Below are 14,814 nucleotides of genomic sequence, written 5' to 3'. Positions count from 1 at the left end.
CTCAGGCCACCACCGCGACCGGACAGGGCTGGCCGGCTTGCGGCAGCAACTGGATATCCACCCCGTACAGCCCCGAGAGACGCGGCGAGTGCAACAACTCCAGCGGCGAGCCATCGAAATACAGCCGTCCTTGCTGCAGGGCCACGATGCGGTCGGCATGGCGTGCCGCCAGATTGATGTCGTGCAGCACCACCACCACGCCACGGCCGCTGTCGCGGTTAAGCTGCCGCAGCAGGCCCATCAGCTGGTATTGGTGTGCCAGGTCCAGCGCCGAAGTCGGTTCGTCCAGCAACAATAGCGGCGACTGCTGCGCCAGCAGCATGGCGATCCAGGCGCGCTGGCGCTCGCCGCCAGACAATAGCTCGGCCTCGTGTGCGGCATGCTGCGTCACGTCGGCAGCGCGCATGGCCTCGGCCACGATGGCGCTGTCTGCTGCGCTCCAGCGGCCAAAAGCGCCCTGCCAGGGATAGCGCCCCAGCCCCACCAGCTCGGCCACGGTCAGGCCGGCTACCTCGGGCAGGCGCTGCGGCAGGTAAGCCACGGCACGGGCAAACTGCCGCGCCGACAGCCGGTTCAGCGGCTGGCCATCCAGTTGCAACTGTCCCTGATCGGGCTGCAACTGGCGCGCCAGCAGATTCATCAAGGTGGATTTGCCGGAGCCGTTATGCCCCAGGATGACGGTGAAAGCCCGGCCATCCAGCTGCAAGGCCGGCAGTTGCAATACGCTACGGCCTTGCCGCTCCACACGGATATCACGCAGGGTCAGCATGCTGCGCCCACTCCTCTCTCAGCAGCGCCACACGCGCTGTTACTTGCAATTTCGGGCAGGTGCTGCACAGCGCACCATCACAGCGGCGGAAATGCTGGCAGCAGGCACGCCGTGCCAGTGCCAGCCGCTCGCCGCCGTTTTCCAGCGTTACCGGCCACACACCGCTGGCCTGCGGCAAGCCCAGTGCGCTCAGCCATTGCCCGGTCAATTGTTCGATGGCCGCGTTGTCGCGCGCCGGCTGCAGCCGCTGCAGCAGCAGCAGGGCCGCTACCACGCAATCGGCCAGCAGCCGGCGGGCCAGCTTGGCATGCAAGGGCTGCTGCGCGACCAGTTGCGGCAACACGGTGGCGGCGATGGCGGCCAGCTGCGCTGCCGCCGGCTGGCGCAGACTGGCGGCCGACCCATGGCGCAGCGGCTGCGCCGGCAGGGAAAAACCGGCCACCATGCCGGGCAGCAGGCATTGCTGCATGGAGCTCCAATCCGGTAGAGCTCCCGCCAGCTCCACCGCCAGCACCGTGGCGTAAGCCGGCTGCCACAGCAGCAGGCCCCAGCTACGGCAGCCCCAGTAATGCGGGCCAGCCTCCGGATGCCGGCTGCGCAAATGCTGCAGCAACTGGCCAATGGCCGAGCCGGCCGCCGCCAGGGCAAACTCGGCGGCGGCGGCCTCGCCTATGCGGCCATCCAGACCGGGCAGCGCCTGGGCCAGCTGCTGTAGCAAGCGGCCCAGCGCACTGCCCTCGCCTGCGGCTGTGGCGTCAAACGGCATGGCCGGCCAGTGGATTGCGCAGGGTGCCGGCAAACTTCAGATTGCCGGCCGGATTGGCCAGATCCAGCATCTGCTGGTTATTGCCCAACTGCAGGCGATTCAGGCATGAGCGGGCAAACTCCGGCACGAACAGGTCGTAGCGGGCAAAGCGCTCGGCCAGCTGCGGGAATTGCGCCTGGTAATCACGCACGCACTGGGCCACCTCTTGCCAGAACGCCTGCTCTGGCAAGTCGCAGTGTTCATCCAGAATGGCTGCCAGGTAACGGAAGAAGCCGTCGAACACATCGGTAAACAGCGCCAGCAGCTTCATCTCCTCCGGCACCTTCACCGCCAGCCGTGCCACGGCAGGCGGCAGGGCGGCATCCGGATTCAGGATGGCGGCTTCTTCGGCAATGTCCTTCATGATGGCGCGCTGCGGGATATTGTTTTCCAGCTGCAGGATGAGGTTTTCCCCATGCGGCATGAACACCAGCTCGTGGGCATAGAAGCAGTGCAGCAGCGGCGCCAGATAGGCTTGCAGATAGCGCGCCACCCAGCTGCGCGCATCCAGCCCGGAACTGTGGATCAGCGCCGCCAGCAAGGACTCTCCGGCAGCATCGATGTGCAATAGCGCGGCCATGGTCATCAGCCGTTTGCCCGGTCCCAGCAGCGAGGCCGGGCTTTCGCGCCACAGCGCCGACAACATCTTCTTGTACGGCGAATCCTTGCTGATGCCGCCATCGAAATAGGGATTGCGAAAACCGATGGAAGCCACTTCCCGCAGGATGGCAAAGCCCTGCTGATGCAGGTAGGCATCGCTGTCCACCAGTTGGCGGATCCAGTCGTTGATGGCCGGGGTGGCCAGCATGTAATACGGCGACAGCCCGCGCATGAAGCCCATATTGAGAATGGACAGCGCAGTTTTCACATAGCGGCGCTGCGGCTGGCTGATGTTGTAGAAGGTGCGGATGGACTGCTGCGCCAGATAGGCATCCTCGCCATAACCCAGGCAGACGATATGGCGCTGTGCCACTTCCGGGGCAAAGGAAATGGCCAGCTTGTTGAACCACTGCCAGGGGTGGGCCGGCATCAGTAGGTAGTCGTCCATCTCCAGTTGCTGCGCGGCCAGCTGGCGGGCAAAACCGGCCAGCGCCTCACTGCCCAGCTCTTCTTGCAACAGGCGCTGGTAGTCCAGATCGGCCGCGCACGAGAAGGTGGCACGCGACTTGTGCACCGCCAGCCAGATCAGGCGCTGCGGTGCCGCAGCTTCCGGCGCATGGCGCAGGTAATCCACCGCATCGAAGCCGATACGGCCGTTATTGGCGACAAAGCCCGGATGCCCTTCCATCATCGAGGTTTCCACCGACTGGAAATCGGCACGGGTCAGCTCCTCGGCACTCAGCCCGCCACGGGCATGCTTGTAGGCACTGCCATACAGGGTGCTGCTGATCTCTTCCAGGTACACCGGCATCATGTCGTCGCCAATGCCCAGCACTGCCTTGAATTCGATGATGAAGGCCAGGGCGTCCAGCGCAGCCGGCGCACCGTGCAGGCTGCGGCTGAGCGAAGCGGCATCGATCAGCCAGTGCTCCAGCGCCAGTACACGGGCGCGGAAGGTGTATTCCCCGCTGCCATCCGGAATGGGCAGGCGGTATTCGCCCCAGTCGCCCTGCTGCTGTTGCAATTGTGGCGCCAGCAACAGCTCGTGGGAGAACTCGGCAATAGCCTTGCGCAGCAGCAGGCGGTTAACCTTGGCCCAGATGGCCGGCTGCAGATGTTGAACCAGTTGTTGCGGGTGTTGATGGCTAGGCGTTTGCATGGTGTTCCTTGCGTGACGACCGCGCAGCCCGCAGGTGCGGCGGCCGGAAAAATCGGAGATCAGACTGCACAAGCGGGCTGGGCGGTCGCGCAGGCCGCTGCAAACTGCGCCCGGCTGCAAAAAGCCAGGACAGCGCGCTTGTGCGGCAGCTGGATCTCGCCCTGATAGACGAAGCCGGCATAGCGGTTGAGGCGGTGGATCTTGTCATTGCGCACATCCGGCTCCACCACCACCCGCGCCACGGCCGGGTCGGCAAACAGCGCAGCCAGCACGGTCAGCATCACCGCCCGGCTGAAACCGCTGCGCGGCTGCAAAGGTGGAGCCAGCAGCAGATGCATACCGATATCGCCCGGCTGCACCGGGTAGTGCTGGCCCAGCACGTCGTGCGCCGGGTCGTAACGCTCGATCAGGAAGGCCGGCACACCGTCCAGATGGCCTAGCAGTGCCTGGGCATGGCCGCTGTCCTGCAATTGGGCATAGGCGGCGGTGACCGCAGCCAGATCGCACTGCTGCATGCCCCAGTAACGGGCGTAATCGCGGCCAACCCAGTCGTGCAGCAGCGGCATGTCCTGCGGCACCCGCAGCGGATAAAGGCTGAACTCGCCCATGCCGGCAAGCTGATGGGAAAACAGCGGAGCAAGGTCAAGCGTGCTCATGAGCAAACTCCTTGGGAAAGTGGTGGCCGCACGCCGGGCAATAACAGTGGATAGGCCAGCAGGCACAGCAGCAGCCCCAGCGCCGCCACCACAAAGGGCGCGGCCAGGCCGTAACTGGCCACCAGCGCACCGGCCGCACTGGACGACAGCAGCACGCCCAGGTTCTGGCACAGATTGATGCGGCTGTAATCACGGGCGTAATGCAGCGGGGTACTCAGGCGGAATAGCTGCAAATCCAGCCGCACCGTCAGCTGGAACAAGGCCCAGCCGAACAGGCAGCGCCCCAGCAACAGCAGTGGCAGCTGCGGCAGCGCCTGCAGCAGCAAGCCGCCCACCCCCAGCAGCAGCAGGCTGCTGGTACTGCCAGCCGGTGGCTGAGCGCGCCGCTGCCGGCGCTGGTTGTGCCACAGGCCCAGCAAGGCCAGCAGCGCTGGCAAGGCAAACACCGCCGCCGCCAGCGTGCTGTTGTCCAGCCCGCTTTGCTGCTGCCAGTACAGGGCAAAGAAGCCACGCACCAGATAGGCGCTGCAGTAAAACAGCAGCATCAGCAAACCCAGCCGCCACAAGCCGCCAGCCGCTTGCGGCGGGTGTTCGCCCGCGCTGCTAGCCGGTGCAGCAGCCTGCGGCAAGGCCGGTAGCGGTACGCGCAGCAGCCACAGGCACAAACCCATCTGCGCCAGATCAGCCAGTGCCATCAGCAAGAAGGCATGGTGGGCTGGCAACAGGCCCAGCAATACCCCGCCCAGCAAAGCCCCGGCGATGCCACCAAAGTGGACGATGACCGACAGCAGGCCGATCAGCCCGGCATGCTCCTGCGGTGCGGCCTGGCTCATCAGCCGCGGGTAGATCAGCAGATAGCTGGATTTGCAGCCCACCATGGCCAGCGAAGCCAGCCAGAACAGCATCATGCTGTCGGCGGCATAGCAGGCAACACACAGCAGCGCTGCCGCCAGCTGGGTGAAGGGCAGCAGCCGCAGCAACTCCACCCGCCGCGCCAGCCGCGCCCACAGCGGCAGCGCCAGCATCACCACCAGGCATAGCGCGGCCAGATAGTTGCCCACCAGCCGGGCATCTTCCACGCCGAAGCGGCTGGCGAAGTACTGCGGGTAAAACGGCAGCAGTACCGCATCGCCCACCACCGCCAGCGTGCTGAGCGTCAGCAAGGCCCGCCTCATGCGCTGAGTCTTTCCGGATCAGGCAGGCTGTCCGGTGCGGTGAATTGCTGGAAGGCAATACGCTGCTCCACCGGGTAATGCTCCACCCCGCTGATGCTGCGAATCAGCCGCGCATTGCGATAGCAGGCCATGCCCAGATCCGGCGACGACAGGCCGTGGGTGTGCAGCTCGGCGTTTTGCACGAACAGGCGATGCTCGGCATCGATGCTGTAATCGCGTGCCACGGCAAAACGGCCACGTTCGTCACGGCGGATACGGCCGGCAATCGGCGCAAGGAAGGCCGGCTGGCGGTAGCCATAGCCGGTCGCCAGCACCAGCCCGGCTGTTTGCAGACTGAAGCGCTTTTGCTGCTCCAATTGCTGCAGTTCCAGCTGGAAATGCCCTTGCGCCTTGTCATAGCGGCAGTCGCTGAGCGCGGTATTGGCCAGCAATATGGTGGCCGGTGTGCCGTTCAGGTGCTTGCGGTACAAGAGTTCGTGGATGTCGTTGATCAGGCTGGCATTGATGCCCTTGAACAGGCCTTTTTGCTGTTGCAACAGCTGGTCGCGCTGCGGCAGCGACAGCCGGTGGAAGTAATCCACATACTCCGGCGAGGTCAGCTCCAGCGTCAGCTTGGTGTATTCCAGCGGGAAGAAACGCGGCGAACGGGTCAGCCAGTTCAGCTGGTAGCCGTAGCGGTCGATGTCCTGCAGCAGGTCGTAGTAAATCTCTGCCGCGCTCTGGCCGCTGCCGACAATGGTGATGGATGGCTGGCGCTGCAGCGCCGCCTTGTCGGCCAGATAGCTAGCCGAATGGCTGGCCTGCCGCGCTACCGACTGGCAGCACTCCGGCCACAGCGGCACGGTGCCAGTGCCCAGCACCAGATGGCGGGCGCGGTACAGCTCCAGCTCGCCGCTGGCCAGATTCTGGCAATACACCTGGTAGAGGCTGTTGATTTCGTCGTACTCCACCCGCTCTACCTGGCGCTGCCAGCGCAGGCTGTCCAGCTGGGCGCATACCCACTGGCAGTACTGGTTGTATTCCTGGCGCAGCATGAAGAAATCTTCGCGGATGTAAAAAGCGTAAATCCGCCCGCTGCTTTTCAGGTAGTTGAGAAAACTGAAACGGCTGGTGGGGTCGGCCAGCGTCACCAGATCCGCCAGGAAGGGCGTTTGCAGGGTGGCGTTTTCCAGCAACATGCCCGGGTGCCAGTCAAAACCCGTTGCCTGATCCAGGAATACACCGTCCAGCCCTTCCAGCGGCTGGGTCAGGCAGGCCAGGCCCAGATTGAAGGGGCCTATACCAATGGCCACGAAATCGTGAATCTTGCCGTTCATCGCGCCATCCTCCGCTGCGTGGCGTCACTTGCTGCTTGCAGGACAAAAGTCAGTTTCATTCGGGTCGCTCTCCGTGTGCTGGTCAGGCCAGCGGGTGGGAGGCCGGCCACGGCCGCAGCGCGTGCAGGCCGTGTGCCGGTCAGGGCTGGCGCAGCGGGCAACACCGGCCCGTTGCGCCGCTACAGGACAGACCACCCGCGATATGGCTGACGACTCGCTGTTGCTTGCTCATGAATCCCACTCCCGAATCAGAATTTTCACAATAATATTGCGAATGATAACGATTATCAATAGCATTATTGCATCAGCCTGCCATCCTGCCCAAGCACGAGGCATGGCCGATGCCGCCATGACACAAGCCCGGCAGGGGCCGGGCGCGGCAAGCAAGAACTCAAGGACGATGCGTGATGACAAGCAGCAACAGACGCCAGCAAGCAGGCCGCCAACTGGGGAGAACCCTGTGCGTGGCCACACTGGCACTGGCCGTACAGCAGGCTTATGCCGCCGACAGCAGCACACTGGAAACGGTAACGGTTAGCGCAGAACAGCGCCCCGATGCACTGGCCCCCACCCAGGGCTACCAGGTGGGCAGCAGCAAGAGCGCCAGCAAGACCGACACCCCGCTGGCGCAGATTCCGCAAGCTGTCTCGGTCGTCACCCGCCAGCAGATCGAAGACCAGAAACCGCGCACCATCAGCGAAGCGCTCAACTACACGCCGGGGGTGTTCAGCGGTGCGGTGGGCTCCACCACCCGCTACGACTACATCGTGCTGCGCGGCTTCAGCGACCATCCCACCGCCAATGAATTCCTCGATGGCCTGCGGCTGTTTGGTGATCCGGACGGCTACAACACCCTGCAGATCGACCCCTATGCGGTGGAAAGGCTGGACGTGATACGCGGGCCGGCCTCGGCCAGCTATGGCCAGGCCTCGCCCGGTGGCGTGGTGGCCATCACCAGCAAGCGCCCCTTGCAAGAGGACTACCACGAGCTGTCACTGACCGTGGGCAACCGCCAGCAACGCAGTCTGGGGCTGGATTTTGGCGGTGCCGTGGCCGGCCGCGACGACCTGTCCTACCGCCTGGTGGCCAAGGGCAGCGCCGCCGACCAGCAACAAAACGGTGCCAGTACCGAGCGCTATGTGCTGGCCCCTTCGCTCAACTGGAAAATCAGCGACAGCACCAATCTGCTGCTGCAGGCCTATTTGCAGAAAGACCCCAGCACCGGCTACCACGGCACCCTGCCCTATTACGGCACCGTGGTCCCGCATAATGGCAAGACCATCTCCCCCGACTTCAACGAAGGCTCCAGTGGCGACGGCATGAGCCGCGAGCAGCAATACTATGGCTATCAGCTGGAACACCGCTTCAACGACGCGCTGACCTTCCGCCAGCAATACCGCCTGCAACTGAGCAAGACCGACCTGAGCCAGTATTCCGATGTCGGCTGGGTATCCGACAGCTCGGACCTACTCAACCGCACCTATGCCCGCTCCAACGAGCGCTCCACCGCCCACATCATCGACAACAGCCTGGAAGCCCGCTTCAATGCACTGGGGATGAAGCACACCGTGCTGGCCGGGCTGGACTACCAGACCAGCCGCAACAAGGGCGACAACTCCTATACCTACACCGGCACCACCATCAATCCCTTCAACACCGTGTACGACGACAGCAGCCATCCGCTGTCTTACAAATACTTCGACCGCAAGCGCGACCAGACCGGCGTCTACCTGCAGGACCAGATGGCGCTGGGCAACTGGAAACTGACCGCCGGCCTGCGCCACGACCAGGCCAAGGTATCGGAAACCAATACCGGTACCGGCAGCCGCACCAGCTGGGAAGGTGGCAAGACCACCGGCCGGCTGGGTCTGGTGTATGAGGCAGAAAACGGCCTGGCTCCCTACCTGAGCTATAGCGAGGGCTTCGACCCCAGCCAGGCTTATGCCACCGACAGCCATGGCAATGTGCTCAAGCCGATGCAGAGCAAACAGAGCGAAGCCGGCCTGCGCTACCAGCCCACCAGCGATATCCAGCTGTCCGCCGCGGTGTATGAGCTGCAGCAAAGCAATGTGGCCCAGTACAACGCCATCAGCTTCAGCTACGACCCCATCGGCAAGGTGCGCTCGCGCGGTGTGGAACTGGAAGCCAATGCCAAGCTGAGCAAGCAGCTGTCGCTGCTGGCCAGCTACACCTATACCGACATGCAGGTCACCGAGGGCAGCAACCAGGGCAAGACGCCCTATCTGGCCCCGGCCCACAAGGCGACTGCCTGGCTGGATTACGCCTTTGACAGCGGCATCAATCTGGGTGGCGGGGTACGCCGTACCTCGTGGATGTGGGCTGACAGCGCCAATACCCTGACCATTCCGGGTGTCACCCTGTACGACCTGCGCCTGCGTCTGCAACTGGGGCAGTTCAGTCCGTCGCTGAAAGGCAGCACGCTGCAGATCAACGCCAACAACCTCAGCAACAAGACTTACATTGCCTCGTGCTACAGCAGCTATGCCTGCTACTACGGCGAGAAGCGCAATATCAGCGCCACCCTCAGCTACCAGTGGTAAACCAGCCCGGCAAAAAAAACGCCTGACATGGTCAGGCGTTTTTTACTGAGCGCAGGACCTGCAGCGCCCCCCTTTACTCCCGCGCCAGCTGCGCCATGGAAAACCCGGCTACCCACGGCATGAAACTGGCCGCCGGCATCGGCCGGGCAATGTAGTAGCCCTGGGCCACATCGCAGCCCAGGCCAAGCAGCTGCTGCCAGTCGGCGCGGCACTCCACCCCTTCGGCCACGGTCTTGCGGCCCAGATCGTGCACCAGGTCGATAGTGGAGCGCACGATGGCGGCCGAGTCCTTGCTGCCGGACAGATTGCTGATAAAGGACTGGTCGATCTTGATGTACTCCACCGGCAGGCGCTGCAGATAACTGAGCGAGGAATAGCCGGTGCCAAAGTCATCGATATACAGCGGGATGCCATCGTCACGCCATTGCTGCAAGGTGCGCAGGCAGCTGGCGGCATCCTCCATCAGCGTGCTTTCGGTGATTTCCAGTTCCAGCAGGCCGGCTTGCAGCTGGCGTTGCTGCTGCCAGTGGCGAATCTTGTCACCCAGCGCTTCGTCCCGCAGATTATGTGCCGACAGATTGACGGCAACCGGCAGCGCACAGCCTTGCTGCTGCCAGTCCTGCAGCAGGTCCAGCACGCTGTTGATCATCCACTCGGTCAGCGGTTTGATCAGCCCGGTGCGCTCGGCCAAACCAATAAACAAGGCCGGAGACAGCAGCCCCTGCGCGCCGTGCTGCCAGCGCACCAGCGCTTCCGCACCGCATACCCGGCCGCTGGCCATTTCTACCTTTGGCTGCAGATAAACCCGCAGCTCGCCCCCCTCGATGGCCTGCCGCAACTCGCCGGCCATATTCAGATGCGGCGACTGGTCGCTGTACTCCTGCGGATTGAACAGCCAGTGGCTGACCGCCTTGTGGCGTGCGGCATGTACTGCGATATCGGTCTGACGCAATAGCTCGTGCACCGTACCGGCGTAGTCGGGAAATAGCGAAATACCGGTTTTCGCGCTGACATCCAGCCGGATATCAGCCACCAGGAAAGGCTGGGCCAGGCACTGTTCCAGTTGCTGGGCCACCAGCTGGGCGGCGGCAACCTCATGTTCCGGCAACAGCACGGCGAATTCGTCGCCGCGCAGGCGCGCCACGATGGCGCTGGCGGGGGCGCACAGCACCAGCCGCCGGCCGAATTCGCGCAGGATGTGGTCGCCATGGCTGAAGCCCAGGGCATCGTTGATTTCACTGAGTCTTTCGATATTCAGCTGCAACAGCGCCAGTGGCGTTTGCTGGTCGGCCGACATCATGGCGGCCAGTGTTTCCACCAGCTGGGTTTCGTTGGCCAGGCCGGTGAGCGCGTCGTGGTGAGTCAGGTAGTGCATGGCAGCCTGTGCCCGCGTCTGCTCGGCCCGTCCGCGCAACATGCCGATGCCGAAGGCCAGATCGTCGGCAAACTCGCTGAGCAAGGCGATTTCGTCGCTGTCAAAACAGGCGGTGCCACCGGTGTGGATCAGCAGCACGCCGATGCTGCGGCCATCCACCCATAATGGGCAGGACAGGCCCTGTACTGCGTCATCGCTGGCGATATCGGTGCCCAGCGGCACTTGCAGCAAGCTGGCCCGCTCGCTGCAGGTGATGGCCGACAGCACGCTGCCGGCCATGCCGGCCAGGCGCTCCAGCCCACCGGAAAAACCATGCTGTGCCGCCGGAAACAGCCGTTCGCCATCGCCAGCATGCAGCCAGACCACGGCACTGCTATAGCCGGCCACGCTGACAATCAGCTGGCACATGGCCTGCAACAGGCCGGGCTCATCACTGGCGCGCAGCATGGCGTGATTACCGGCACTGAGGGTGCGCAAGGCGCGGCTGACGCCCTCCAGCTCGGCCACCCGCCCGGCCAGCTCCAGATTGAGCAGCTGTATTCTTTCTTCGTCGCGCTTGCGCCCGGTAATGTCGTTGCCCAGCACGTAATAGCCCTCTATCGCGCCGCTGCTGTCACGCTTGGGCACATAACGAATGGCCTGCCACACATCGGCAAACGGTTGCCAGTCGTATTCCTGCAGCTCGCCCTGCAACACCTTGTCTATCATCGGAGCAACCCGCTGATAGCGCTCCGGGCCAAGAATGTCGCGCACCAGGTGGCCAGTGATATCGGCATGGTCGGGGGCAAAGCGCTGACGGTATTGTTCGTTGACATAGACATAGCGCTGCTCGCTGCTGACAAAGGCGATATAGGCCGGCAGCGCACTGATGATGCTGTGCAGATGCGCCATGCTGTCCGCCCATTGCCGGGTTCGTTCGTCCACCCGGATCTCCAGCTGGGCATTCTGCTGCAGGATGGCACGCTCGATACTGCGCTCGCGGCTAACATCGCGAAACACCAGCACCACGCCGCGAATCTGCCCGGCGTCATCGGTAATGGGGGCGGCACTGTCGGCTATCGGGTGCTCGCTGCCGTTGCGGGCAAGCAGACTGGTGTGATTGGCCAGCTCCTGCATCTTGCCGGTGGCCAGTACGCGGTCCACCGGCATCAGCGCGGGCTCGCGGCTCTGCTCGTGGATGATGTGAAACACCTCGGCCACCGGCTTGCCGGCAGCCTCGGCCAGTGTCCAGCCGGTGAGTCGCTCGGCCTGCGGGTTCATGCGGGTAATACGGCCGGCCGCATCGGTAGCCAGTACCGCGTCCCCGATGGAATGCAAGGTAATGGACAGGCTCTCTTCGCTGTCCGCCAGTTGCTGCCGGCTGGCTTCCACCGCACGCAACTGGCTGCGGATCAGCCGATAGGTGGCCGCCAGCAAGAGCAGCAACAATACGGCGGTGACGCTACCCAGCTGCAGCAAGCGCTGCCTGATTGTCAGATACTCCGCCTGATGCAACTCCAGGCTGCCGCGCTCCAGCGCATCCATTTCATCCAGCAAGCGATAGACCACCACCCTGGTCTGCAGCAAGGGCGACTGGCTGGCAAATTGGTTGGCCGCCGCCGCCCCCTGGGTCTTGCGTACCTGCTCCACCTGGCGGGCAATACGCAGCCGCCGGTCAAGTACCTGGCGCAGGCTGCTCCAGCGCTGCTGCAGATCAGCGCTGTCAGCAGTCAGGCGGCGAATCTGCGCCAGCAGCAGCTCACGGCTGGCAATGCCCTGATCGCGCTCCTGCAGCTTGGTCACATCACCGCTCAGACGGAAATTCTGGCTGCTCAACTCGATTTGCAGGGTATCGCCGCGTATCCGCGCCAAGCCATTGAGCACTTCGTGCGAGTGGGCCACGCTTTCGCCGGCACGACTTGCCTGATCAGCCACCGACCAGGTCATGGCAGTCAGCACCACCACCGCAAGTGCCGCACAGACAAACGCAGTCATGACCCGTGAATCAAAGCTAAAACGCATAACAGCATCACCCCTGTCGGTGCTGGCTGGTGATGTGCAGGTTTGCACAAAGCAACAGGCCACAATGACACCTGCTACTCATGACTTTAGCATTAGCTACGTTCCGCTGCCGCCTCAATCCACTTCTCCCGCGCCACCCCGGCCATGACATGGCACTAAAGTCGAATGGGACAACATCAGCACACCCCTTAGGCTGTTGCCATGACGCTTGGTCATGCAGGCAATACCGCAACAGCATGTCGTCCAGGCCGGCCTTCCAGGCAGACCGGCCACCCACATAAGGAGATAACACCATGACAACAACGACTTTTTTTATTCCGCCAGTCAATGTAATGGGTGCCGGTTGCCTCAAGGAGGCGGTCAATGCCATCCAGGCCTATGGCTTCAGGCATGCGCTGATCGTGACTGACAAGGTGCTGGCCGACATCGGCGTGGCGGCCAATGTGCAGGCCCTGCTGGCCGAGCGCGACATCCAGGCCAGCATTTTCGCCGGTGCCCAGCCCAACCCCACCATCGGCAATGTCGAAGCCGGCTTGCAGGTGCTGCGGGAAAAGCAGTGTGATTTCGTGGTGTCGCTGGGTGGCGGCTCGCCGCATGACTGTGCCAAGGGCATTGCGCTGGTGGCCACCAATGGCGGCAAGATTGCCGATTACGAAGGCGTGGACCGCTCGAAAAAACCGCAGCTGCCGCTGGTGGCGATCAATACCACCGCAGGCACGGCCAGCGAGATGACTCGTTTTTGCATCATTACCGATGAAGCACGCCATATCAAAATGGCCATCGTCGACCGCAATGTCACCCCCATCCTGTCAGTCAACGACCCCGACCTGATGCTGGCCAAGCCCAAGAGCCTGACCGCAGCCACCGGCATGGATGCGCTGACCCACGCCATCGAAGCCTATGTGTCCACCGCAGCCACGCCGATTACCGATGCCTGCGCGCTCAAGGCAGTGGAGCTGATTTCCCGCCATCTGCGTACCGCAGTGGAAAACGGCAAGAATCTGGAAGCACGCGAACAGATGGCCTATGCCGAATTCCTGGCCGGCATGGCTTTCAACAATGCCTCACTCGGCTATGTACACGCCATGGCCCACCAGCTGGGCGGGGTTTACGACCTGCCGCACGGCGTGTGCAATGCCTTGCTGCTACCGCATGTGGAAGCCTTCAATGCCCAGACTTCGGCGGCACGGCTGGCGGATGTGGCGGCGGCCATGGGCGTAGACACCCAGGGGCTGACTGCCGAGGCCGGTGCCAAGGCCTGCCTGGTGGCCATCCGCAAGCTGGCGGCCGATATCGGCATCCCGGCCAGCCTGGCCGAGCTGGGCGTCAAGCACGAGGACATTCCCCTGCTGGCCAGCAATGCGCTGAAAGACGCCTGCGGCCTGACCAATCCGCGCCAGGCCACGCAACAGGAGATCGAGCAGATCTTCGCCGGCGCCATGTAAGCAACAAGGGGCCGGTGTCACAGGCCGGCCCTATTCTGACTCGCTCATACACTCCCCACACCCGCTCCACGCCTCCTTGTCGTACTACATATACAGTCAGCGTCGGTTCCGCCAATTCAGACATTCAGCAAAGTTTTGTCAGCGGCCTTCTTGGCCTGGTAGCGAGGCTGGGTAGCGACAACCACCAACGCAGGCCTGGAAACTCGGGGGGACAGCTGGGGACAGGCAGCCCGGTCAGTGATTGTCGGTGCTGCCGCTACCTGCCATGCCGTCGAAAACCATGGCCAGCATGTGCGCCACGATCTGTTCGGTACTGTAGCGTCCGTATAGCTGCATATAGTCCACGGCCGGGTCGCAGGTGCGCGAGTAATAGGCATACAGCAGCACGTCTGTGGGCAGATCCGCCCGCAGCTCCCCGGCCTCTTTGGCCGCATCGACAATGCCGGTCAGCAGCTTGTGCAATTTGTACACGCGGCTGACATAGCGCAGGCTTTTGGTCAGCATTTCCCTCACCTGCGGGCTGGACGACGGCAGGAAAGGCAAACCGCCCTCCAGCCTCACCCGCAAGGCCCATTCCAGTAATCCCGCCAGCCTTGATTTTGCGCTCAGCGCACCATCCTGTGCCTCGAGAAATGCCAGCGCACCATCCAGCAGCCGGATCATCACCTCGGTAGCCAGCTCTTCCTTGGACTTGAAATGCTTGTACAGACTGGGCTTGGAAATACCTGCCTCGCCAGCGACATCGTCCATGGTCATCAGGTCGAAACCCTTGCTGGCCAGCAACTTGGTGGTGGCGTCCAGCACTGCCTGTTCACGCAGCTTGAAGGCTTGATCCTTGAAGCTGAGCTTGCTGAAAATACTCATGAGTACAACCTTTTACTAATTGGTAGCTTTTTTTACAAAGCAGTTATATCCTGAATATAAGCACTAGCGCACAGCGTGCCAAGCAGTT

General features: G+C 63.1%; 10 protein-coding genes. 2 read left to right on the top strand and 8 right to left on the bottom strand.

The genetic code is table 11. From position 1 onward, the window contains the following. Nucleotide 1: 1 nt before the first annotated feature. Genes H2Z84_RS02465 through H2Z84_RS02440 form a run of 6 tightly spaced genes read right to left on the bottom strand, consistent with a single transcriptional unit; the run spans nucleotide 2 to nucleotide 6,480 of the window. A complete protein-coding gene (locus tag H2Z84_RS02465) occupies nucleotides 2-769 on the bottom strand; it encodes an ABC transporter ATP-binding protein (protein ID WP_181834574.1) in 768 nt (255 codons plus the stop codon). After that, complete coding sequence (locus tag H2Z84_RS02460) at nucleotides 753-1,535, bottom strand: siderophore ferric iron reductase (RefSeq protein WP_181834573.1); 783 nt, start codon at nucleotides 1,533-1,535, stop codon at nucleotides 753-755. The genes H2Z84_RS02465 and H2Z84_RS02460 overlap by 17 nt, the downstream gene beginning before the upstream one ends. After that, nucleotides 1,525-3,333 carry an IucA/IucC family protein gene (locus H2Z84_RS02455; protein ID WP_181834572.1) on the bottom strand — a complete coding sequence of 603 codons (1,809 nt, stop codon included), beginning with the start codon at nucleotides 3,331-3,333 and terminating at the stop codon, nucleotides 1,525-1,527. Before H2Z84_RS02455 ends, H2Z84_RS02460 begins: the two co-directional genes overlap by 11 nt. Before the next feature lie 59 nt (nucleotides 3,334-3,392). Then, a complete protein-coding gene (locus H2Z84_RS02450; protein WP_181834571.1) occupies nucleotides 3,393-3,989 on the bottom strand; it encodes a GNAT family N-acetyltransferase in 597 nt (198 codons plus the stop codon). Then, nucleotides 3,986-5,164, bottom strand: coding sequence for an MFS transporter (locus H2Z84_RS02445; RefSeq protein ID WP_181834570.1), 1,179 nt, complete (start codon nucleotides 5,162-5,164; stop codon nucleotides 3,986-3,988). The genes H2Z84_RS02450 and H2Z84_RS02445 overlap by 4 nt, the downstream gene beginning before the upstream one ends. Then, nucleotides 5,161-6,480: a lysine N(6)-hydroxylase/L-ornithine N(5)-oxygenase family protein gene (locus H2Z84_RS02440; RefSeq protein WP_181834569.1), complete on the bottom strand. Its 1,320-nt coding sequence runs from the start codon at nucleotides 6,478-6,480 to the stop codon at nucleotides 5,161-5,163. Before H2Z84_RS02440 ends, H2Z84_RS02445 begins: the two co-directional genes overlap by 4 nt. A 407-nt stretch (nucleotides 6,481-6,887) precedes the next feature. Here H2Z84_RS02440 and H2Z84_RS02435 point away from each other — a divergent pair, with 407 nt between their 5' ends. Further along, nucleotides 6,888-9,041 carry a TonB-dependent siderophore receptor gene (locus H2Z84_RS02435; protein WP_181834568.1) on the top strand — a complete coding sequence of 718 codons (2,154 nt, stop codon included), beginning with the start codon at nucleotides 6,888-6,890 and terminating at the stop codon, nucleotides 9,039-9,041. A gap of 73 nt (nucleotides 9,042-9,114) precedes the next feature. Here the strand turns inward: H2Z84_RS02435 and H2Z84_RS02430 are convergent, their stop codons facing one another. Next, entirely contained in the window at nucleotides 9,115-12,390 is a 3,276-nt protein-coding gene (locus tag H2Z84_RS02430; RefSeq protein ID WP_181834567.1) for an EAL domain-containing protein, read from the bottom strand. 320 nt (nucleotides 12,391-12,710) lie between these two features. Here H2Z84_RS02430 and yiaY point away from each other — a divergent pair, with 320 nt between their 5' ends. Continuing rightward, the gene (yiaY, locus tag H2Z84_RS02425; RefSeq protein ID WP_181834566.1) at nucleotides 12,711-13,862 is read left to right on the top strand and encodes an L-threonine dehydrogenase; all 1,152 of its coding nucleotides are present in this window, start codon (nucleotides 12,711-12,713) and stop codon (nucleotides 13,860-13,862) included. Nucleotides 13,863-14,096: 234 nt separating this feature from the next. Here yiaY and H2Z84_RS02420 read toward each other — a convergent pair whose 3' ends face one another. Next, complete coding sequence (locus tag H2Z84_RS02420) at nucleotides 14,097-14,726, bottom strand: TetR/AcrR family transcriptional regulator (protein WP_181834565.1); 630 nt, start codon at nucleotides 14,724-14,726, stop codon at nucleotides 14,097-14,099. Nucleotides 14,727-14,814: the final 88 nt, after the last annotated feature.

Origin of the sequence: Aquitalea aquatica (assembly GCF_013911085.1) — a bacterium.
Taxonomy (GTDB): Bacteria; Pseudomonadota; Gammaproteobacteria; order Burkholderiales; family Chromobacteriaceae; genus Aquitalea; species Aquitalea aquatica.
This window is presented reverse-complemented; position numbering and strand designations above follow the sequence as displayed.

Coding starts and splice junctions, on each gene's coding strand:
- H2Z84_RS02450 (WP_181834571.1), bottom strand. CDS start 3,989: ATGAGCACGCTTGACCTTGCTCCGCTGTTTTCCCATCAGCTTGCCGGC.
- H2Z84_RS02465 (WP_181834574.1), bottom strand. CDS start 769: ATGCTGACCCTGCGTGATATCCGTGTGGAGCGGCAAGGCCGTAGCGTA.
- H2Z84_RS02420 (WP_181834565.1), bottom strand. CDS start 14,726: ATGAGTATTTTCAGCAAGCTCAGCTTCAAGGATCAAGCCTTCAAGCTG.
- H2Z84_RS02430 (WP_181834567.1), bottom strand. CDS start 12,390: ATGACTGCGTTTGTCTGTGCGGCACTTGCGGTGGTGGTGCTGACTGCC.
- H2Z84_RS02460 (WP_181834573.1), bottom strand. CDS start 1,535: ATGCCGTTTGACGCCACAGCCGCAGGCGAGGGCAGTGCGCTGGGCCGC.
- H2Z84_RS02440 (WP_181834569.1), bottom strand. CDS start 6,480: ATGAACGGCAAGATTCACGATTTCGTGGCCATTGGTATAGGCCCCTTC.
- H2Z84_RS02455 (WP_181834572.1), bottom strand. CDS start 3,333: ATGCAAACGCCTAGCCATCAACACCCGCAACAACTGGTTCAACATCTG.
- H2Z84_RS02435 (WP_181834568.1), top strand. CDS start 6,888: ATGACAAGCAGCAACAGACGCCAGCAAGCAGGCCGCCAACTGGGGAGA.
- yiaY (WP_181834566.1), top strand. CDS start 12,711: ATGACAACAACGACTTTTTTTATTCCGCCAGTCAATGTAATGGGTGCC.
- H2Z84_RS02445 (WP_181834570.1), bottom strand. CDS start 5,164: ATGAGGCGGGCCTTGCTGACGCTCAGCACGCTGGCGGTGGTGGGCGAT.